Raw genomic sequence first — 20730 nt, 5'->3', positions numbered from 1 at the left:
CAGAAAGAGCAGCTGAATTGGCAATTTATGATTAACTAACGATTATCCGTAAAAGTAACCGACACATCATTTTGAAAAACAAGTTTCGGAAGCTGATCCTGAAAATTCTCCGGCCTTGAAAGAATATACCTTTTAATCACCTTACATCCTGTCACTTCAGAAGTCACCAGAACCTCAAAATAACTTGATCTGACAGTCAGATAACTCAGCATATCACGATAAAGGTTAGAGTCTGACTGAATTCCGGCGACAGAAAGAACCTGACTTAAATCCGTAAAACCTCTCGTGTCACGCCAATAAATAATTTTGTCTACCTTCAGCCCAAGCTTCGGTATATAAGCAAGTAATGTCTCTCGCGAAACAAAATTTATATTAAGTTTTTCACTGCCCCACACCGTAAAAGTGTCCCCTATCCATGTAGGGTCAAACTCTCGCCAGCCACTGACAAGCAGAACTTCTTCCGGGGTTTTAAGTTCACTTTTTGATGGGGCATATGAAGGATACTGAGAGGCGTAATAAAACCTATCCATTTTTTGCAGCACAGGATTAACACGTTTGCCTACCCAATTTCCCAAACTTCCAAGCAATCTATTCGTATCAACCCCGCCGGGAAGAATTCTTTCCATAATAGAAAAAATCTTTTTGGGGTCCGAAACTTTTGACAATTCGTTAAGATTAACTTTCGCATTACAAGGAGTTACAATATAAGAAGAACCATCCGACTCCCATGCTCCGACCCAAGATTCCTTGGAAGAATCTGAAAACGGAGTTTTGTCATCTCGAAGCCGCTGATAAACCAGATATAATATTTCTTCCGCAGCAAAATGAGCTTCATATTCACCGCGCATCCGGGAAGCCGCCACAGCGCCACGCGAACTGACCTCGATGGTCATCAATGTGAGTCCTGAAAGAGCCATAAAAATAACCAGCACAAGGACCAGCACAACACCTTTTGATTTTTCGTTACTTTTATTCAAAAGCATAGGGAATCCTTTCAACAATCAAAATGCGCTGACCATCTTCAAACACCAAATTTAATCTTAAAGCTTTTATTGAAGATTTTGCACTTAACGCCCTAGCCTTGTACTGAGCAGCAGAAATCCATGAACCATTTTTTCCGTCTAATAATTCCAGAGTCCAAGAAGTAACACCGCGCATCAGTTGAAATGAATTTTCATATTCAATTTTTTCAGATCGTTCAGATCTACGAATCATGTTTCCGGAAAAATCCCATAAAACGTCTACTGCAACAGCTCCATCCTCAAGAAAATTATTTGTAGAAACAAGTTCGAAACCGTCAGCGTTTACCCCTATCCCCCCCCCGATCATTCTATTTTGCAGATCGCGGTGCAGAATACGCCGAAGAGTGAACATGCGGGAAGAAAGGCTGACATTTGAGCGTATGACTTCATTATTGGTTATGGACTGACCAAGAACCATCGCCACCATACTCATCAGCAACCCTGAAAGCATCAGACCGATTAATACTTCAATAAGCGAAAAACCGCCCTGTCGCATATCGGGATACTCCATTTTTGCAAAAGGAGTACTCATCGGTTGTTCTGATTCCTGTGAGAAACCCGATAGACTTTCCAGCCCATAGTATAGTCTCCGCTTTGGGTCTCTATTAAATAATGACCGACACCTATGGAGGAAATTGTTTCAAGTCCGACTCTAAAATGCCCCTCGGGAGGACCGGGCCATGGAATCCATCCTGAAGAAACCACAGCAAGACCATCGGGGTACTTGTGGGCGAGAATATCCTGAGAAAGATTCAATACATTCCATGAATCTTTAGAAATTTGAGCCATCAAAGCGCTTTGCCGTTGCACTCCTAGAAATGTAATGGAAAGAGTTGCAGCAATAGTCAAAGCCACTATAATTTCTATGAGTGAAAAACCATTTTTATCCGGCAAATTACATCTCCAAAAACCTTACAGACAAAGGGTCCAGAACAAAAGTCACGCCATCGGCAAAAACAAGCCTGACCTCGTCACTGAATCCTTCCGGATAAATGGAAAAATCAACACCCTCTCCGCCGAGTGGTTCTTCATTCAGGTGCCCGCTGACTACTCTGCCGGGAAGGGCTGTTTCTTCTTCCTTCCATCTCAAAATACCGTTTTCAAAATCGATATAAAGGGTCTGTCTGGAATCAGTTTCAACAGCATCGGTCCGTGCTTTATAAACAAAAGCGTTAACAAGGTTCAGAGTATCCTCTTCCCCGTTACCCGCAAGATCAAGATTGGGCATAAGCGTAAACCAGCCTATGCCCACAATTATAAGAACAATCAACAGTTCAATAAATGTAAATCCGCCCGAGCGGTTTCGCTTTGAATGCTTAGGCATGTATGAATCCTGAGTACAAATACCTATTCCCAGCTATTGATGTCTGCGTCAAAATCTTCGCCGCCTTCCATTCCATCAGCTCCAAGCGAAATAATTTCGTAATCACGATCATCTTCACCCGGACTTCTGTAAATATATTCATATCCCCAAGGATCAACAGGAGCGGTGGTAGAATCAAGATATCCGCCTTTACGGTAATTACGGGGAATCGGACGGGTATCAGGTTTGGTAATCAGAGCCATAAGCCCCTGCTCAGTGGAAGGATATCTGCCGGTATCAAGCTTATAAAGCTTCAAGGCTGAATCCAGAGCTTTCATATCCATCTTGGCTTTGGTAACTCTTGCCTCATTCGGCCTGTCCATAATTTTAGGAACAAGCATGGATGCCAAAAGCCCTAAAATTACGATAACAATCATCAACTCGATAAGACTGAATCCACGCTGACTTTTCCGACGTTCTAAAATACGAATTTTTCTTTCTTCCATTTTTGCCTCTAATCTAAAGATGAAAAGTTGAAACTATTAATGAATATCCCGAATATCTATTTTACCAACTTCAAGAGGTTCCCACTTAAGAGGAGATTGTTCCGAAAGACCTTCACGGCGGGGGAGCATGCCACGAGACCTGAAATAATCATCAGGCCTTGCTGCTTTATCCCACCATAGAAAATATCCTTTACTTGGTATGAACCGACAATACAACCGTTGAAATTCTCGCTGTGCAATAGGCTCCGCAAGAACAAAAGAACGACCTCTTTCCGAAAAAGAGAAATTTCTACCTACACTGACTTTCTTCCAGTCTGCAAGATCCTGAATACCTTCAAGAGGTTCTCCTGTAACGGAGGAGTAATAACGCATCTCACCGTCGATGTCATTAACCCGGAAAGCTTTGGCTGAAGGAGATCTAGACACTTCAATAGAAACAGGACCGAAAAAGACTTTTCTTGAAAGCCGTTTTCTAGGCGAACGATACGACACAACACCGTTTTTTAAATAAAAACTATCTTCGCTCTCGTTATATGAAGACCGTGCGCGTTGCCCGACATCCCAGCGAAACCGGCCTCCCGCTTCCGTGACCATATCTAAATAAGGACCATCTGCTTTAACGGAAGAAAAAGGTCCGCCCTTTATTTTATTACTGAAAATCTGCCCCCCCTTAAGAGGGCTCCACATATTCAATTCACCGACTACATCAACTGCCATTAAAATTCCTTCTCCATCGGAAAAAGAAAGCATAAGCGGCTCACGCATAAACCGGTGAATCTGATTGAAAGGACCGGAGGCTGGTCCTACCCAAAGTCTGCGGGCCTCATCAATAATAGCAAGCCAGGAACCTTTGGGAGATATAGCAAATTTATCAATAGTACTGTTAACATCTGCCACTAAAATTCGTGAGCAATTATCAACTTTAAAAACTTCTACAAAACCGTTAGTCCCTGAGGTTGCAGCCAAAACTGCAGAACCCGGAAACCATGAAATTTCATTAACCGGCTCAGAGGAAGTTTGCACCGAAGGACAGCCCGGCCCCCCATAAATTCTGATAAGTCCATTTTTAAAACCTTCCGCAAGAACATTTTCCTTTTGAACAAGGAATGTTACATTTTCCGAAAGATGCACAATTTCGTGCCCTTCACTCAGCTGGACAAAGTAATTTCCGGTCATACCTTCGGGAGGACGGTTATAAATACTATCCAGTGAAGAGTACTGCTGGGACGCGGCGTACTGCACCAATTCAGGAAGAGTGGCAGGCCTGTTCCCGACAAGGTGGGCAACGTCAAGGCTATCATTTGAAATGAGAGAAGGCTCATCAATAGCCGGAGACGGTCCTCCTGAGCCGAAACAACCCGAAAAAAGAAACATGAAAGACATTATCAAAAACAGCATGGATATTTTTTTCATATTAAGCAGCCGATCCTTTACTTCTATTAAACAGCAGGTATTAGATATTAGATAACGGTTCTAGAGGAGTGCTTATAAAAGTCAAGCCTGATCTAAAACTCCTCCTTGCTCATAAAGCTGTATTACGGCAAAAGAACCCATCAGGCTTACTAAAAAAAGGATAACCTCCGACTGGTCACATGAGAAGCAAAAAAAATAATCCCGAATCAAAGGGAAAACACAGCTACGGGAAAACCATCCGCAACTTAGGCGAAAGGTTATTAAGTCCTACTAAAAATGGAGGATGGCGACTGCCTATCCTCGCTGTTTTCTATATATTTGCGTACATTTTTTTCGACATGATGGTAGACAGCCCTATCCGCCATTACATTTTCTGCATAGTCTTGGTGGTTTCGAGTCTTTATTTCTCATGGCGTATCGGCGGCAGAGAAACCATGACTTACGTAGGTTTTTTTAATATCTTTTTTGCCTTTATTTTTTCGCGCCTGCTTTACATGACAGGAAGTTTTTCATCAAAATTATTTTTGAGCCGTTCTTTTATGGTACTGTACGTCACGGCGATTATTTTTATGTTTATTATGACCAAGCGGAAATCTCCGGCGGACATAGATAAAATAACCCGAGAAAAATCCATCCGGGATGAGCAGCAAAAACGCAGACAACTGGAACTAATGGTTGCCACCGAAAAGCTTACCGGCGACATGATCGTACAGGCGAACATGGTAAAAGATGAATTAATGGTCCTTCAGAATTCATGGAAATCTCAAATTCATACTATAATTAATGATCTGCCCAAAGTAAAAGAGCGAGAACTGTATAATCAGATAGTCACTCCTTTCGAAGAAAGCATCGTGGAACATTTACGAGGACTTGAAAACAGATTATCCTTCAGACCTCAACTGATAGGACTTGATGAACTGGCAAAACTGCTGAAACAGAATCTTGATAGTGACAAAAAAAGATTCCAGAAAAAACTGGATGCCGCTTTCAATTTCAAAGGTTGGGAAACAAGAGTAGAAGAAATCTACATTGACCGTTACAAAACTTGGGAAATACTGCTAAATCTTTTAAGAAACAGCCAGACAGCAATGGAACTTAGACAGATAGAACTGCTCCGTAAGGGAAGCGAAGAATTCAAAGCCTATGTTCCGCGACTTGCCATAATAGCCGATATCGCAGGTAAAAACGCAAGGATAAGAGTTCTGGATACTGGCGGCGGCGTTCCTGAAGACGGATTGCAGGATCTTTTTAAAAGGGCTGTCCCTTCAACAAAACGACAAGGCAAAGCTATGGGACAGGGAACTCTTTTTGTAAAATTTTTCGGAGACAACATGGGATTTGACATCTCAGCCTCAAATACTGAAGCTCTCGGTTCAAAAGGACTCGAAGTATCCATACTTATACCCCTCGGGACATTCGGACCCGCCGGGGCTATTCCCGCAGGAGAAACAGCATGAGCCCGGTTCAGGAACAACTCTTCTTTGTATTGGCGGACGATGACCCACGCTTGCATGAATACACAGTTTCAATTCTTCGCGAAGCCGGACTTCTCGAAAAGCATGAATCTTTCTATGATCCTGTTTCCTTTCTGGCATTCTTAAAAGAATCCGAAGAAGAACCGGATGTAATTCTGCTCGATGTGCACTTCGAAGGATCAGGATTAAGCGGAGTTGATATACTTCCCTTTATCCGTGAAGAATATCCGTATATTCCTGTTATTTTGTTGACTGGAATGGACGCAGAAGCAACAGACGAAGCTCAGTCTGATGTTTTCACTTTTTTCATTCCCAAGCCGGTTACTGAGGATCATCTTCTCAGAATGCTTCACTTTTATCTCGGCAAGAGTAAAAAAAGTGCAGAAAAAATCAGCACCCTTATGGATGAAATGGAAGAGGTCAAAGGATACCATCAGCTTCTGGAGCAGGAAGTTGAAGAACTCCAGACGGAACAACGCAGGCTTGAATCTCTTTCCAAAGGAGAAAAATCAGATGGTAAGGGATTTGAAAAAGTCTCGGACATTCTTGAATCTCTTCTAACGAAGAGTCAGCCTATGCCGAGCTTTATTGCAGACCTTGAAAAGCTTTATTCAACCCAGTTCAAACTATTCAAAAAAGTTATTGAAACCCTTATACGCTTTGATGTGCAGGACTCCGGCACTCCGGGTATGAATATCCACAAGGTTCAAGGTACTCAAAACGTATTCAGTGCAAGATTGTCACGAAAAGTACGCCTTTTCTATTATAGCTCAGCCAAGACCGCCAGAAAAAGGCTAATAAGACTGGACATTTACCATGACACTAAGGGTATGGACAAGTGGATTAAAAACAACTACCATTCTTACGCTGAAAATGAAGAATAGTGCCCGTGCACTAAGCTGTTTCTTTCGAACAAAAAATTACGATCTACATAAGAACAGGATATTCACTGGACATGGAGCTTAAAGACACTAAATTTCCGGCATGGCTATGGCCGCTTGCTTTCGGGCTTGCTGTTGCATACCTTGTCTCGTCATACATTCCAAAGCCTTTACCCACAGCTCCTATTCTGGGTGAATCTTTTACGACCTCTACAGCCGATAAAATTTCAAAAGATTCAGCGATTATCCTTGAACGCAACATATTAAGCCTCGATAATCCTGCTGAAATCCAGAAAAAAGCCACCGTGACCCCAAGCACATGGGCTCTAGTCGGCATAATTACTGGTGAAGTGGACATGGCTGTGTTCAGAATAAAAACTGAGACTGTTATTCTGCGTGAAGGAGAAGATTACGAAGGCTGGACTCTTGATGAGATTAAGCCTCAGTATGTACTCTGGAAATTTGGACGTGAAGAAAAGAAAGTTGCCATGTGGGATCAGGTTCAGAGCTTGAAACTTGTCCGCGGTAAAACTAATAAACTTACTATTGATAAAAATGAAGCTTCCGCAGTACTTGAAGATCCTAACGCATTTCTAAGTCAGGCTCTGTTTAAACCCAATAATAAAAACGGCAAAACTCAAGGGTTCCGCATAACGAATATCAAACAGAATTCAATGCTCCGTAAACTCGGTCTTGAAAATGGTGATGTCCTTATGCGCATCAACGGAGAAATGATCAACGGGCCAACTAAACTGCTTCAGGTATACGGTTCAATGGCCGGAGCATCTGCTATTTATATTGACGTGGAACGTAAAGGCCAAATCCTGTCACTCGTAGTTGAACTCAAGTAGGAATTTAAGCAGGAATGCCGACTTATCAATATAGAGCAGTAACGAACGAAGGTAAAAAGAAGAAAGGATTCGTCGAGGCCTCCTCGCAATCCAAAGCTTTTGCCACCCTGCAAAGTAAAGGGCTTATGCCTTTGCGGCTGGAGCAGGTAAAATCTACCCAAAAGGATTCTTCCTCTAGTAAATCAATTACCTCGTCACTTACAATCGGCGGAAAAATACGACTTGGTGAATCCTTCTATTACTTAGGAATTTTGATCCAAAGCGGAACCGCTCTGGCACAGTCACTTGATATGATGTCCCGTATGACCTCCGGATTTGCCAGCCGGATATGGATGGAAATCAGAGACGCAGTTCAATCCGGTGAAAGCTTTTCATCCTGTCTGGATAAATATCCAAAACTGTTCCCTCCAGTTTATGTCGGGATGGTTCAGGTTGCCGAATCAGTCGGCAAGCTCGGTGATGTCCTTGAAAACATTGCCCAGTACGAAGAAGAACGGGCCGAAGTAAGCGGCAGACTTATGACTGCCATGGTTTATCCATGCGTAATTCTTATGATCGGCCTAGGCGCTGTATATTTTCTTCTTTCCGCGGTTCTCCCTAAAATTACCGGAATTTTCCAAGCATCAAAAAGCGAGCTGCCGACTTCCACCAAGATCGTCGTTGCACTTGGCAACACTCTTGGAGACCTTGGAATCATGGCTCTGATTATTCCTGCCGGCATAATTTTCGCATTAATAAGCGCATATAAAACTGTGCCTGCATTCAGAGAAAAAGTTGATGCCATGCTCTGGAAACTGCCGCTGGTTCAAAAAAGCACTCTTGCCCGTTTTTCAGGCATTCTAGGCTTCCAGCTTGATGCGGGAATTCCTCTTGTTCAGGGAATGGAAAGCTCTGCCAAAGCCGTAAAATCATCTTTTTTCAGGAAAAAAATTGCAGAAGCAAAAGAAGAAGTCGCCACTGGACGGACCTTAAGCTCTGTTTTTGCAGAACAAAAAATTTACCCGGACATCTACATACTCACTCTCACAGCGGGCCAGAAATCCGGCCAGCTCGGTAAGTTTCTACAACGCATGGGCACCATTTTTGAACGCGATGTGGATAACTTTATGAAACGAGTCGTTGCGCTGGCTGAACCAATGCTGTTGCTGTTTATAGGTATGCTCATCGCTTTTATCGTTGTCGCAATCATGGGTCCCATTTTCGACCTGACAACCCTCGTAAAATAGGAATTTCAAATAATGACGGATAAACAACTTTCTGATTTCATTGATCGGGGACGTGAAGTCCTTGCTATTGAAGAAAAAGGACTCGCTTCCATTAGAAAAAATCTGGGGCTCGGCTTTGCTAAAGCTGTCGAAATGCTGGCTGGATGCAAAGGACGCGTAATCATTACAGGACTTGGAAAATCAGGTCTTGTCGGCCGCAAAATTGCCGCCACCATGTCCAGCACCGGCTCCCCTTCTTTTTTCCTGCATCCGGTCGAAGCGGCACATGGTGATTTAGGCATGGTCCGGTCAGATGACGTGGTTATAGCCATTTCCAACAGCGGAGAAACAGACGAGCTGAACTCCCTGCTCCCTGCAATCCGTTCCTTTGAAACAAAGATCATTTCCATTACTTCCAACGGCGAATCCACAATGGCCCGCCTCTCCGATGTTGTCATCGAAGCGAAAGTTCCCTGCGAAGCCTGTTCCCACGGTCTGGCTCCCACCGCAAGCACCACTGCCGCCTTGGCACTAGGTGATGCTCTGGCTGTCTGCCTCATGGATCACAAAGATTTTGACAGTATAGATTTTAAAAAATTCCATCCCGGCGGAACACTTGGACGCAGACTTACTCTGTGCATAAGCGAACTGATGCACACTGATAATATTCCTTCTGCGCCTGAAAGCTGTCTGCTATCCGAAGCTCTGAACATCCTTGATACGGGAAAACTAGGTCTTATTGCCCTCACTTCAGCCGGAAATAAACTGGCCGGAGTTATCACCGACGGGGATGTTCGCAGATTAGTATGTGCAGGCAAACTGAATTCATCTGAACCTGCTTCCGAAGTTATGGCTAAAAACCCGTTGCGGGTAACGCCTGACATGTCAGCAGCACAAGCGCTTGATTTGATGGAAGCTAAAGAAATTACAGTTCTTCCCGTTGTGGATGAGAACGGAAAAATTTCAGGCATGATCCATCTCCATGATCTGCTTGGTAAAGGCAGACTCAAATTCGCGGAAACCACGAGAGGGTAACCCTGCATGTGCGGTATCGCCGGACTTATTGATTTTTCCAAAAGTACGAATTCTGAACAGCTACTCCAAATGGCCAAAAGCATGGGGTATGCACAGCGCTCACGTGGGCCGGACGGTTCAGGACAATGGGCAGACCCGGAATCCGGCATAGCCCTTGATCACCGCCGTCTAGCGATTATCGACCTGACCGAAGAAGGCGTTCAACCCATGACCAGCCGTTCGGGCCGGTTTGTAACCGCCTACAATGGTGAAATTTACAGTTACCGCGATCTACGCGAAGAACTTGAAAAAACATCAACATTCCAAGGCTGGAGAGGCCATTCCGACACCGAGGTAATGCTCGAAGCTGTCGAACAATGGGGACTGGAAAAAGCCCTGAAATCTTTCAGTGGCATGTTTGCCATAGCTCTCTGGGATCGTGAGGAACGCAAACTGTTTCTCGCCCGTGATCGCATGGGAGAAAAGCCGCTCTATTACTCCACTCAAGGCAATACTTTTCTTTTCGGATCAGAGCTTAAAGCGCTCATGACTTACGAAGGCTTTGAAAAAAAAGTCGACCGTAATTCTCTTTCATCATATCTGCGCTACCACTACGTCCCGGCTCCGCACACAATTTTTAAAAATGTTCACGTCCTCATGCCCGGCACATGGCTGAGCGTATCTCACGACGGAACCATTTCTGAACCTGCGGAATATTGGTCTCTTCTTGATTCTGCACGTGAAGCTGAAAGCAAAATATTCACAGCTCCAGATTCCGACATAATCGATACTCTGGAAGATTTGCTCCTGAAAGTTGTCGAGCGTGAAATGATCTCGGATGTTCCGCTCGGAGCTTTTCTCTCAGGCGGAATTGACTCATCACTTATCGTATCTCTAATGCAGCAGTGTGCGCTCTCGCCTGTCAAAACATTCACCATCGGTTTTGACGACGAAGCATATAATGAAGCGAACGATGCAAAGCTGGTAGCACAGCATATCGGAACAGAGCACACCGAGCTATATGTCTCGCCCAAAGATGCGCTTGAAATTATCCCTTCGATTCCGCAAATATGGGACCAACCTTTTTCCGATGCCTCACAAATCCCGACACACCTTGTTTCGCGCATGACCCGCGAACATGTAACCGTTGCCCTTTCAGGCGATGGAGGTGACGAACTTTTCGCAGGCTACAACCGCCATTTCAGGGGCTGTTCCTTATGGAATAAGCTTGAACATTTTCCAGTATCATTGCGTTCAATTATGGCAGAAGCCATCTTAAGAGTATCACCGGAAACTCTGAACGAACTTTTTGATATGCTCGAACCTATCATACCGGAAAAACTACGCATGAGACTGCCCGGACAGAAACTGCATAAGCTTGCGCATGTCATGGACGCAGAATCTGCTTCGGATTATTACACAGCCCTCACGTCAAACTGGCTGAACCCTGAAACAACCGTCATGAGCGGTCGGGAAATTGTCAGTCCGTTTCAGAACTATTCTATGCAGCCGAGCACAAAAAACCTTACCGCATGGATGCAATTTATGGACGCGGCTACATACCTGCCCGATGACATTCTGACCAAAGTAGATCGCGCGGCAATGGCTGTAAGCCTCGAAACAAGGGCACCTTTCCTTGATCATGAGATAGTTGAATTTTCTCAGCGGCTGCCTATGCACCTCAGAATGCAGAACGGACAGGGTAAATATGCTCTACGCAAAATTTTACACAAATATGTTCCTAAAAATCTCATTGAACGGCCCAAAATGGGCTTCGGTATCCCGATCGACAACTGGCTGCGCGGACCTCTGCGCGAATGGGCTGACAATCTGCTATCACCGGAACGTTTAGCGGATGACGGATATTTCAACGGCAGGACTGTACAAAAAGCATGGCACGAACATCTGAGCGGCGAAAAAGATAACCATTACCGGATTTGGAATATCCTTGTATTCCAGTCATGGATGGATCACTGGGATGTTTCATGAAAGTAGCTGTCATCGGTGGATATGGACCTTCGCTTATAAATTTTAGAGGCTCCATGCTCCGCGCCATGAAAAGCGCAGGGCATGAAGTTTATGGAATTGCGCCTCAAGACAGCCCGGATGTTCCCGAAAAGCTTGCTGCTATGGGCGTTAAATATATTCCGGCCCCGATCAGACGCACGGGGATGAACCCAGTGCGAGATGCTGCCACCGTCTATTCTTTATTTCGTATTTTACGTGAGATTAAGCCTGATGCAGTGTTATCTTACACAATCAAGCCTGTAATTTACGGTTCTCTGGCAGCTAAGATGGCCGGAATCCCCTCAATTTTTTCTATGATAACCGGGCTTGGCTATGCTTTCGGTGAGACAAGCGGCAAACGCGCTCTGCTTTTCCAGTTGGTTAAAAACATGTACCGTTGCGGCCTCGCTATGAATAACGGTGTTATGTTTCAAAACCCCGATGATCGGAATCTATTTATTAAGCTTGGGATAATCAAAAAAAATAAGCCGACTTTTATCACAAACGGTTCAGGCGTTGACCTTAATCATTTTTGTACCATGCCTGTTAAACATGATGCGCCTGTATTTCTGTGCATATCAAGATTACTGAAAGAAAAAGGCGTACGCGAATTTGCACATGCTTCAATACACCTGAAGAAAAAATATCCACAGGCACAATTCAGACTTGTCGGGCCTCACGACCCGGGCCCTGATTCCATCAGTGAACAGGTAATCGAAAAATGGAAATCCGGCGGGGTTGAATGCGTCGGCCCTGTTGACGATGTGCGCGATGAGCTGGAGAACTGTTCAGTATATGTACTGCCTTCGTACAGAGAAGGAACTCCCCGTTCAGTGCTGGAAGCAATGTCAACGGGCAGAGCGATTGTCACCACCGACACTCCCGGTTGCCGCGAGACAGTTGTTGACGGTAGTAATGGGTTTCTGGTTCCGGTGAAAAATGTTCCTGCCCTTGAAACGGCTATGGAAAAATTTATCACCACCCCCGAACTGATTCGTACTATGGGCGGAAAAAGCTGTGATCTTGCCGCAGAAAAATATGATGTTAACAAGGTCAACTCGACCATAATGAAAGCAATGGGACTCTAAAATATGACACTTAAGAGAGCATTTGATCTTGCAGTGGCTGTTCCTGCCCTCATAATATTTTTCCCTGTTCTAATAATTATTGCCATTGTCATTCATCGCAAAATGGGCGGCGGAATATTCTTTTTACAAAGAAGACCGGGGCTGCATGGCACCCCTTTTAATATACTTAAATTCAAGACCATGTCTGACGCAAAAGACAAAGACGGCAATCTACTGCCGGACTCGCAGAGACTCACCAAATTTGGACGCTTTCTACGTTCGTCCTCCCTTGATGAATTACCGGAACTTGTAAATGTGATCTTCGGTGACATGTCCCTAGTAGGACCGCGACCATTGCTTATGCAGTACCTTGAGCGTTACACTCCCGAACAGGCAAGAAGGCACGACGTTCTGCCCGGCATCACAGGATGGGCACAGGTTAACGGCCGCAACGCCATTTCATGGGACGACAAATTCAAACTTGATGTCTGGTACGTTGAGAATTATAGTATCCCGCTGGACATAAAAATACTTTTCATGACCGTAGCCCGTGTATTTAAACGGGAAGGAATCAGCCAGACCGGACACGCGACCGCTGAGGAATTTAAAGGAAAAAAGAATTAAGATATGCCTCCGGCGGCTCGAACCCTTTTGGAAAAGGGGTCAAGACTCCCAAAACTTTTTAATATTTTTAATTTTTAATAAACAAAAAAGTTATCTTCCCTGCCACTTTTATTTTTCTATCGGCAAAGGTTATATATGAAAAAAATTATTATTATTGGCGCAGGCGGGCATGGTCAGGTTGTGGCGGATGCTCTGCTGCTCATGAAAGAAGCTGAACCTGTTGCGTTTTTGGATGAAAATCCTGCTTTAATCGGGACTGAAGTACTTGGAATTCCTGTCCCGGGCGGCAATTCATATCTTTCAAAAATAGAACATGACGGCGTGGTTCTTGCGCTTGGTAATAACGCGCTGCGTAAACGGATCTTCGAGGAACTTACCAAAGCAGGAGAAAACCTCTTTACGGTGATTCACCCTTCAGCAATCATATCTCCATCCGTTAAAATTGGAGCCGGATGTATGATTCTTGCCGGAGCGGTGATTAATACCGGGGCGGAAATAAAAGACAATACAATCATTAATACCAACAGCACCATTGAACATCATAATATGATCGGACCTCATGCCCACATCGCTCCCGGTTCTACCTTGGGCGGTGAAGTTACGGTCGGTGAAGAATCAATGGTCGGCATAGGTGCAACTGTACTTCCGCGGGTAATCATTGGAAATAAGGCCATGCTCGGAGCAGGATCTACTGCTACCCGCAAAATACCAGACGGAGTTACAGCCGCCGGAATGCCTGCAAAAAGATTGAAATTTTAACAAAAAAACAACCATATTTAAACAATCATTACGGTTAGTTTTAATACATTAATCCTAGACTGTACTTAAGCTCTGAATTATAATATCAGACCCGTTGTTAACTATAATTTTCATATAAAAAGGAAGCTTGAACATTGTCCGCAAGCAATAAAGATCGCATATATCTTTCTCCCCCCCACATGGGCGGAACCGAACAAGACTTCGTAAAACAGGCCTTTGACAGCAATTTCATCGCCCCTCTCGGTCCGCAGGTTAACGGATTTGAGCAGGATTTTTCTAAAATGTCAGGGCTCGCGCATTGTGCCGCTCTTTCCAGCGGAACTGCGGCCCTCCACCTTGCACTCAGAATTCTGGGAGTCGAAAAAGACGATGTGGTTCTTGCTTCTTCGCTGACTTTTATCGGAAGCGTTACTCCTGTAAAATTTCTCGGAGCAGAGCCGTGTTTTATTGATTCGGATTACAAATCATGGAACATGGACCCTGACCTTTTAGCACAAGCCGTTGATTATTATATTTCTATAGGCAAAAAGCCCAAAGCGGTTATTCCTACTGACCTTTACGGACAGTGCGCTGACTATGACCGCATTCTGGAAATTTTGAAACCGCATGGTATTCCGCTGGTTGTAGACGCCGCAGAATCTGTCGGGGCGATGTATAAAGGCAAGCATGCCGGAAAACATGCGCTTATGGCTGCTTATTCCTTTAACGGCAATAAGATTATCACCACATCCGGCGGCGGCTTGTTAGCCTCTGATAATAAAGAATACATTGACCGAGCCCGCTGGCTTTCTCAGCAGGCAAAAGAGCCTCTGCCCCATTATGAGCATAAAGAACTCGGCTATAACTACCGCATGAGCAACGTTGTGGCGGCAATTGGACGAGGTCAACTTGAAGTGCTTAAAGACAGAGTTGAGCGCAAACGTGAAATTTTTGATTACTATAAGAAAGCCCTCGAAAACAGTCCCGGAATATCATTTATGCCGGAAGCTGATTACGGCAAATGCAACCGCTGGCTGACAGCCATGTTAATTGACGAAGACAAATTCGGCGCAAGCCCTGACCAGATTCGCATAGCTCTTGAAGAAAATAATATTGAATCCCGCCCAGTCTGGAAGCCCATGCACATGCAGCCTTTATTTAAAGATTGCAAATCCTTCGGCGGAAAAGTCAGCGAAGACTTATTTACGCGGGGACTCTGTCTGCCTTCCGGTACAGCCATGAGCAAAACCGATCTGGACAGAACAATTGAAAGCATAAGGAATTGCGGGAAATAAAGAATGATCAACAACCTGCGTAATGCTAATTTTTACATGATGGTCATTCTGGACCTTTGTATTTTCGCTCTTGCTTTTTACGCTGCATACCTTTTCCGCTTTGATTTTATGCTTCCAAAGTATGCAACTATTCAGTTTTTAGAACTTTTAAAATATGCTGTAATAATTAAATTTTCTGTCTTTTTAGGGCTTGGACTGTATAGAGGAATGTGGCGCTATACAGGACTGCGTGACCTCTGGCATATTCTTGAAGCAACATTCCTTCAGTCGCTGATTCTGGTTACGCTGGTTCTTTATAAATTCGGCTTCGACGGATTTTCCCGCGGAGTTTTCATAATAGACTGGATGCTTACCATCTTCATGGCCGGAGGTGTAAGAGTTCTCATCAGAGCTTTTTATTCCTATCATGAAGGCAATTCATTACAATTCGCTCCAGCTTCGTGCCCTGCTGATGGGCACAACGCTCTCATTATCGGAGCCGGACGGGCCGGAGAAAAAGTCGCCCGCGAAATAATGGGAAGCGGACAACTGAGATTTAAACCAATCGGTTTTATTGATAATGATCGCAGCAAGCGCGGCAGAACAATCCACGGCATTCCAGTACTGGGAGGACTTGAAGATCTTCCTGTCATTATTGAAAACAGATGCGTTAACAACATTCTCATCGCTATTGCCGAAGCTTCCGGTTCCCAGATGCGCAGCATCATTGATGCCTGTAAAACCACAGGACTCCCTTACAAAATACTGCCCGGTATGGATGAGATTATTAACGGGAAAGTAGGCATCAAAGCTTTGCGCGATGTCAGCTATCAGGATCTCTTGGGCAGATCTCAGGTTCAGCTCGATACCACCCGTATCAGTCAGTATATTTCCGGCAAAACTGTTCTTGTCACAGGATGCGGAGGCTCAATAGGCTCTGAACTGGTCAGACAGGTGGTGCGTTTTAACCCTGCAAAACTGATTCTTATCGATGCAAGTGAAGCCAACCTTTATTCCATACAGATGGAACTGCATCACGAACTTAAATTTCATGATTATGTGACGGTTCTCGGTTCTGTTCAAAACTCAAGCCTGCTTGACCGTACCTTCGGTGAACATAAACCGCATACTGTTTTCCACGCAGCTGCATATAAGCACGTCCCCATGGTCGAACGTAATCCTTGGCAGGCCGTTAATAATAATATTTGCGGCACAAAAAAGGTAATGACCGCAGCAGATAAACACGGCGTAGACAGATTCGTTATCGTTTCCACAGATAAAGCTGTCAGACCCACAAATATTATGGGCGCATCCAAAAGAGTCACCGAACTGCTCATGCGCCTTTTCCACAATTCCAAAACAACCTTCATGGCTGTCAGGTTCGGAAATGTTGTAGGTTCATCAGGTTCAGTTGTGCCTCTTTTCCGCAGGCAGATTGAAAAAGGCGGGCCGGTCACAGTTACTCATCCGAACGTTACCCGCTACTTCATGTCTATATCAGAAGCGGCGCAGCTTATATTGCAAGCCGGAGTAATGGCCAAAGGCGGAGAAATTTTCATCCTTGAAATGGGAATGCCTGTTAAAATTGCAGACATGGCCCGTGACTTGATCAAACTTTCCGGTAAAAAACCGGACAAAGATATTGAAATTATATTCACAGGATTGCGTGAAGGTGAAAAACTCTATGAAGAGCTTATTACCGAAGGTGAAGATATCGTCAGCACCGAGCATGAAAAAATAATGGTCCTCAAAGCCGAAGAAAATGATATCGAAGCCTACGCTGCGGAACTAAATAATTTACTGGATAAAATGGCTGAAGCTGCTAATAATTTTGATGGGGAAAAAGTCCGCGTAATACTTCATGAGACAGTTGCTGAGTTCGATGAAGAAGGCTGACATCTTAAAAACAATACTACATTTAAAATTAAATAAATTATTTTAGTGCATTACACATTAAAACATATCAATTTTAAAACAAAAATTGCTCCTTTCGTTGACAGTTTGTTCAGAATAACCTAACAAACTAGCATCATGTTAAAGGAACTATTTACATCAAAAACCAGAATCAAACTTCTACTTAAGTTATTCCTCAATCCGGGAGTTTCCTCCTATTTGCGTGAATTAGCTGCAGAGTTTGATGTTTCTCCCAACGCAATGAAGGAAGAACTGGACGGCTTAAGTGACGCCGGATACCTGAACAAAAAAAAAGAAGGGCGTTACATATTCTACAACGCCAACTCCTCTCACCCCTTCTTTCCAGAAATAAGTTCAATAGTCCGCAAATATATCGGAATCGACCAGATCCTCGAATACATACTCTCCACTATCGGAGATGTTGATTCAGTCTATGTTCTTGACGACTACGCCAAAGGCATTGACTCTGGACTGATTGACGTCCTCATTATCGGCGACGATATAGACTCGGACAGAATCGTTGATCTTTGCGCCAAAGCTGAAGAAGCCATTCAGCGCAAAATCAGGTTCATGGTCCTCGGCACGGAAGAGTTTACAAATACAAGTAATATTTATTTACGACGGCCTAATTGGAAGGTTGTCTAATAACTATCTAAGAATCTGCTTAAAAATGGAGAATTAATCTCATGAATATTCCTTTTATCGACCTTAAAAAACAATATGCCCGCATTGAAAAACAAGTCCGCAGCAACATGGACGCAGTTATGGAACACGGAGCCTATATTATGGGCCCCGAAATTCCAGCTCTTGAAAAAAGACTAGCTGAATATTGCGGAGCAAAACACGGACTGGGTTGTGCATCCGGAACAGATGCACTGACTCTTGCGCTCATGGCTCTTGACGTAAAGCCCGGCGATGCAGTGTTCACCACACCATTCACTTTTTTTGCAACAGCTGAAGCTATCGCTCTTCTGGGCGCCACTCCGGTATACGTGGACATTGACCCCGTAACTTTCAATATCGACCCCGAAAAGCTCGAAAAGACTATCGAAGCTCTCAAGGGAAGCGACAACGGCTATCCTCTTCCTAAAGTTGAAGGGCTCACTGCCAGAGGCATTATCACCGTAGGAATTTTCGGATTGCCTGCTGATTATGATGCAATCAAAGCTATCGCTGACAAACATGACCTTTTCATTGTTGAAGATGCAGCTCAGAGCTTCGGCGGAGAATACAAGGGTAGAAAATCTTGTTCCCTCGGCGACATCACCTGCACATCTTTCTTCCCTGCCAAGCCTCTCGGATGCTACGGAGACGGCGGCATGTGCTTCACAGACGACGACAAACTGATCGAACGCCTGCGCTCCCACCGTGTACACGGACAGGGCCCAGACAAATATGACAATGTCCGCCTCGGCATCAACGGTAGACTGGATACTCTTCAGGCTGCCGCTCTTCATGCGAAATTTGATATTTTCCCCGAAGAAATTGAACTGCGCGATAAAGTTGCAGCAACTTACGCTGAACTTCTGAAAGATATCGACGGGCTGACTCCTCCAAGCACTCCCGAAGGTGACCGTTCCGCATGGGCGCAGTATTGTCCGCTTGCAAAAGACAGCGCACACCGCGACAGAATTCAGGCTGCACTCAAAGAAAAGGGTGTTCCTTCTCCAGTATATTACCCAATTCCGCTGCACTTGCAGACCGCATTCAAAGAACTCGGCTACAAAGCGGGCGATTGTCCAATAAGTGAAGACGCTGCAAAACGCATTTTTGCGATCCCCATGCACCCCTACCTCGAAAGGGACGCACAGGAATACATCGCAGACGCCATTAAAAACGCTTAAGGGAGAAACCTGATGAGCGAACTCAAGGTTGCCGTTATAGGTTCCGGTTACTGGGGTAAAAATCTGGTCCGCAATTACGATCGCACAGGCGCTCTTAAAGTAATCTGCGATACCAATGAAGATACTCTTGCAAGATTTAAAGAACAGTATCCTGCAGTTGAAACCGTTCTCGCGTACGGAGAAGTGCTTAACAACAAAGCCATTGATGGTATTGTTATTGCCACTCCTGCCGAGACACATTTCACACTTGCCAAGGAAGCTCTGCTTGCAGGCAAACATGTTTATGTGGAAAAGCCGCTTGTTTTAAATGAAGGTGAAGCCGAAGAACTGATAGCTCTTGCCAAGGATAAAAAACTTATCCTTATGGTAGGACATCTGCTTCAGTTCCATCCCGTATTTGTAAAACTGCGCGAGCTCGCCAGTTCCGGCGAACTTGGACGCATAAACTATATTTACTCCAACAGATTGAATCTGGGTAAAATCAGACGCGAAGAAAATATTCTATGGTCTTTTGCCCCTCATGATATTTCCATGATTCTTTCCCTTCTGGGTGAAGAACCGGAAAAGATTATCGCAACCGGTGGAAACTTTCTGCACAACCATATTGCAGACACAACCACCACGCACCTTGAATTCCCTTCCGGCGCAAAAGCTCACATTTTCGTATCATGGCTGCACCCGTTTAAAGAACAAAAACTGGTTGTAGTCGGTGACAAGAAAATGGCTGTTTTTGACGACACTCTAGCATGGGAAGACAAACTCCTGCTTTATCCGCACAAAGTAGAATGGGAAAACAATGTTCCTGTTCCTTCTAAGGCGGAAGCAGAAAGGGTTGAGATTCCTCAGGCCGAACCGCTGTTCCTTGAGTGCAAACATTTTCTGGACTGCATGAAATCCGGAGAGAATCCGAGAACCGATGCCGAAGAAGGTTTACGGGTTCTAAAAGTTCTGAATGCCAGTCAGAAATCACTTAACGAACATAGCAGAGAAGTCATTCTCAACTCCGGTTCCAATGCTCCTTCCGCACACGTTCACGAAACGGCTGTGGTTGATAAAGGCGTAGAAATCGGAAACGGAACCAAGATCTGGCACTTTTCGCACGTTCTCGGCGGAACAATTATCGGAGAAAACTGCAATCTCGGCCAAAACGTTGTTGCCGGACCGAATGTCAAAATCGGCAACGGTTGCAAAATTCAAAATAACGTATCCGTATACAAGGGCGTAACCCTTGAAGACGACGTTTTCTGCGGGCCTTCCATGGTTTTCACCAATGTATTCAATCCCCGCGCACATGTTGCCCGTATGAACGAAGTTCGCGAAACTCTTGTTAAAAAGGGTGCGACTCTCGGCGCAAACAGCACAATTGTCTGCGGAAATCAGATAGGCAGATACGCCCTCATCGGGGCTGGCGCAGTAGTAACCAAGAACGTACCGGACTATGCTCTCATGGTCGGAAATCCAGCCCATAGGACCGGATGGGTATGTGAATGCGGAGAAATTCTGCCAAGCTCTTTGGAATGTGTACGCTGTAATTCTAAATATGAAGAAAAAGGTGAAAACAGCCTGACTCCCTGCGAGTAAGCTGAAAGGTC

General features: G+C 44.6%; 20 protein-coding genes. 14 read left to right on the top strand and 6 right to left on the bottom strand.

Annotated elements, in window-relative coordinates:
* Nucleotides 1–35 precede the first annotated feature (35 nt).
* From BLT41_RS03820 to BLT41_RS03795, 6 genes are read right to left on the bottom strand one after another with little or no spacing between them, the layout of a single operon-like run.
* A complete protein-coding gene (locus tag BLT41_RS03820) occupies nt 36–983 on the bottom strand; it encodes a type II secretion system protein GspK (protein ID WP_092158395.1) in 948 nt (315 codons plus the stop codon).
* On the bottom strand, nt 970–1554 hold the full coding sequence (locus tag BLT41_RS03815) for a prepilin-type N-terminal cleavage/methylation domain-containing protein (RefSeq protein WP_244512187.1): 585 nt from the start codon (nt 1552–1554) through the stop codon (nt 970–972). Before BLT41_RS03815 ends, BLT41_RS03820 begins: the two co-directional genes overlap by 14 nt.
* Nucleotides 1551–1916 (bottom strand): type II secretion system protein, encoded by a 366-nt coding sequence (locus BLT41_RS03810; protein WP_092158394.1) that lies wholly within the window; start codon nt 1914–1916, stop codon nt 1551–1553. Before BLT41_RS03810 ends, BLT41_RS03815 begins: the two co-directional genes overlap by 4 nt.
* Before the next feature lies 1 nt (nt 1917).
* Nucleotides 1918–2346, bottom strand: coding sequence for a pilus assembly FimT family protein (locus BLT41_RS03805; protein ID WP_092158393.1), 429 nt, complete (start codon nt 2344–2346; stop codon nt 1918–1920).
* 23 nt (nt 2347–2369) lie between these two features.
* Nucleotides 2370–2831 (bottom strand): type II secretion system major pseudopilin GspG, encoded by a 462-nt coding sequence (gene gspG / locus BLT41_RS03800; protein WP_092158392.1) that lies wholly within the window; start codon nt 2829–2831, stop codon nt 2370–2372.
* Nucleotides 2832–2867: 36 nt separating this feature from the next.
* Nucleotides 2868–4244 carry a WD40 repeat domain-containing protein gene (locus BLT41_RS03795; protein WP_092158391.1) on the bottom strand — a complete coding sequence of 459 codons (1377 nt, stop codon included), beginning with the start codon at nt 4242–4244 and terminating at the stop codon, nt 2868–2870.
* 179 nt (nt 4245–4423) lie between these two features.
* On the opposite strand from BLT41_RS03795, the gene BLT41_RS03790 reads away from it, so the two are divergent.
* The 14 genes from BLT41_RS03790 to BLT41_RS17740 all read left to right on the top strand — a co-directional run bounded on the left by BLT41_RS03790 (nt 4424) and on the right by BLT41_RS17740 (nt 20719).
* Entirely contained in the window at nt 4424–5701 is a 1278-nt protein-coding gene (locus tag BLT41_RS03790; RefSeq protein ID WP_139167322.1) for an ATP-binding protein, read from the top strand.
* A complete protein-coding gene (locus BLT41_RS03785) occupies nt 5698–6603 on the top strand; it encodes a response regulator (RefSeq protein ID WP_092158390.1) in 906 nt (301 codons plus the stop codon). The genes BLT41_RS03790 and BLT41_RS03785 overlap by 4 nt, the downstream gene beginning before the upstream one ends.
* Nucleotides 6604–6674: 71 nt before the next feature.
* Nucleotides 6675–7451 (top strand): PDZ domain-containing protein, encoded by a 777-nt coding sequence (locus BLT41_RS03780; RefSeq protein ID WP_092158388.1) that lies wholly within the window; start codon nt 6675–6677, stop codon nt 7449–7451.
* Between the two features lie 14 nt (nt 7452–7465).
* Entirely contained in the window at nt 7466–8677 is a 1212-nt protein-coding gene (locus tag BLT41_RS03775) for a type II secretion system F family protein (RefSeq protein WP_092158386.1), read from the top strand.
* 12 nt (nt 8678–8689) lie between these two features.
* The gene (locus BLT41_RS03770) at nt 8690–9691 is read left to right on the top strand and encodes a KpsF/GutQ family sugar-phosphate isomerase (protein WP_092158384.1); all 1002 of its coding nucleotides are present in this window, start codon (nt 8690–8692) and stop codon (nt 9689–9691) included.
* Between the two features lie 6 nt (nt 9692–9697).
* Nucleotides 9698–11659 (top strand): asparagine synthase (glutamine-hydrolyzing), encoded by a 1962-nt coding sequence (asnB, locus tag BLT41_RS03765; protein WP_092158382.1) that lies wholly within the window; start codon nt 9698–9700, stop codon nt 11657–11659.
* Complete coding sequence (locus BLT41_RS03760) at nt 11656–12765, top strand: glycosyltransferase family 4 protein (protein WP_092158380.1); 1110 nt, start codon at nt 11656–11658, stop codon at nt 12763–12765. The genes asnB and BLT41_RS03760 overlap by 4 nt, the downstream gene beginning before the upstream one ends.
* Nucleotides 12766–12768: 3 nt before the next feature.
* A complete protein-coding gene (locus tag BLT41_RS03755) occupies nt 12769–13368 on the top strand; it encodes a sugar transferase (RefSeq protein WP_092158378.1) in 600 nt (199 codons plus the stop codon).
* A gap of 135 nt (nt 13369–13503) precedes the next feature.
* Complete coding sequence (locus BLT41_RS03750) at nt 13504–14127, top strand: acetyltransferase (protein ID WP_092158376.1); 624 nt, start codon at nt 13504–13506, stop codon at nt 14125–14127.
* Nucleotides 14128–14261: 134 nt separating this feature from the next.
* Nucleotides 14262–15401: a DegT/DnrJ/EryC1/StrS family aminotransferase gene (locus tag BLT41_RS03745; RefSeq protein ID WP_092158374.1), complete on the top strand. Its 1140-nt coding sequence runs from the start codon at nt 14262–14264 to the stop codon at nt 15399–15401.
* Nucleotides 15402–15404: 3 nt separating this feature from the next.
* Nucleotides 15405–17276, top strand: coding sequence for a polysaccharide biosynthesis protein (locus BLT41_RS03740; RefSeq protein WP_092158372.1), 1872 nt, complete (start codon nt 15405–15407; stop codon nt 17274–17276).
* A 135-nt stretch (nt 17277–17411) separates the two neighbouring features.
* Entirely contained in the window at nt 17412–17939 is a 528-nt protein-coding gene (locus BLT41_RS03735; protein ID WP_092158370.1) for a winged helix-turn-helix domain-containing protein, read from the top strand.
* Between the two features lie 41 nt (nt 17940–17980).
* Nucleotides 17981–19138 (top strand): DegT/DnrJ/EryC1/StrS family aminotransferase, encoded by a 1158-nt coding sequence (locus tag BLT41_RS03730; protein WP_092158368.1) that lies wholly within the window; start codon nt 17981–17983, stop codon nt 19136–19138.
* Between the two features lie 12 nt (nt 19139–19150).
* Nucleotides 19151–20719: a Gfo/Idh/MocA family oxidoreductase gene (locus BLT41_RS17740; protein WP_092158366.1), complete on the top strand. Its 1569-nt coding sequence runs from the start codon at nt 19151–19153 to the stop codon at nt 20717–20719.
* Nucleotides 20720–20730: the final 11 nt, after the last annotated feature.

The sequence above is a fragment of the Maridesulfovibrio ferrireducens genome (assembly GCF_900101105.1).
GTDB lineage: Bacteria > Desulfobacterota > Desulfovibrionia > Desulfovibrionales > Desulfovibrionaceae > Maridesulfovibrio > Maridesulfovibrio ferrireducens.
Note: the sequence above shows the minus strand (reverse complement) of the source record. Positions and strands in the feature narration are given on the sequence as shown.

What these genes read in the sequence shown, in the direction of transcription:
- BLT41_RS03820 (WP_092158395.1), bottom strand. Translation starts at nt 983, where the DNA reads ATGCTTTTGAATAAAAGTAACGAAAAATCAAAAGGTGTTGTGCTGGTC.
- BLT41_RS03815 (WP_244512187.1), bottom strand. Translation starts at nt 1,554, where the DNA reads ATGAGTACTCCTTTTGCAAAAATGGAGTATCCCGATATGCGACAGGGC.
- BLT41_RS03805 (WP_092158393.1), bottom strand. Translation starts at nt 2,346, where the DNA reads ATGCCTAAGCATTCAAAGCGAAACCGCTCGGGCGGATTTACATTTATT.
- gspG (WP_092158392.1), bottom strand. Translation starts at nt 2,831, where the DNA reads ATGGAAGAAAGAAAAATTCGTATTTTAGAACGTCGGAAAAGTCAGCGT.
- BLT41_RS03795 (WP_092158391.1), bottom strand. Translation starts at nt 4,244, where the DNA reads ATGAAAAAAATATCCATGCTGTTTTTGATAATGTCTTTCATGTTTCTT.
- BLT41_RS03790 (WP_139167322.1), top strand. Translation starts at nt 4,424, where the DNA reads ATGAGAAGCAAAAAAAATAATCCCGAATCAAAGGGAAAACACAGCTAC.
- BLT41_RS03785 (WP_092158390.1), top strand. Translation starts at nt 5,698, where the DNA reads ATGAGCCCGGTTCAGGAACAACTCTTCTTTGTATTGGCGGACGATGAC.
- BLT41_RS03780 (WP_092158388.1), top strand. Translation starts at nt 6,675, where the DNA reads ATGGAGCTTAAAGACACTAAATTTCCGGCATGGCTATGGCCGCTTGCT.
- BLT41_RS03775 (WP_092158386.1), top strand. Translation starts at nt 7,466, where the DNA reads ATGCCGACTTATCAATATAGAGCAGTAACGAACGAAGGTAAAAAGAAG.
- BLT41_RS03770 (WP_092158384.1), top strand. Translation starts at nt 8,690, where the DNA reads ATGACGGATAAACAACTTTCTGATTTCATTGATCGGGGACGTGAAGTC.
- asnB (WP_092158382.1), top strand. Translation starts at nt 9,698, where the DNA reads ATGTGCGGTATCGCCGGACTTATTGATTTTTCCAAAAGTACGAATTCT.
- BLT41_RS03760 (WP_092158380.1), top strand. Translation starts at nt 11,656, where the DNA reads ATGAAAGTAGCTGTCATCGGTGGATATGGACCTTCGCTTATAAATTTT.
- BLT41_RS03755 (WP_092158378.1), top strand. Translation starts at nt 12,769, where the DNA reads ATGACACTTAAGAGAGCATTTGATCTTGCAGTGGCTGTTCCTGCCCTC.
- BLT41_RS03750 (WP_092158376.1), top strand. Translation starts at nt 13,504, where the DNA reads ATGAAAAAAATTATTATTATTGGCGCAGGCGGGCATGGTCAGGTTGTG.
- BLT41_RS03740 (WP_092158372.1), top strand. Translation starts at nt 15,405, where the DNA reads ATGATCAACAACCTGCGTAATGCTAATTTTTACATGATGGTCATTCTG.
- BLT41_RS03735 (WP_092158370.1), top strand. Translation starts at nt 17,412, where the DNA reads ATGTTAAAGGAACTATTTACATCAAAAACCAGAATCAAACTTCTACTT.
- BLT41_RS03730 (WP_092158368.1), top strand. Translation starts at nt 17,981, where the DNA reads ATGAATATTCCTTTTATCGACCTTAAAAAACAATATGCCCGCATTGAA.
- BLT41_RS17740 (WP_092158366.1), top strand. Translation starts at nt 19,151, where the DNA reads ATGAGCGAACTCAAGGTTGCCGTTATAGGTTCCGGTTACTGGGGTAAA.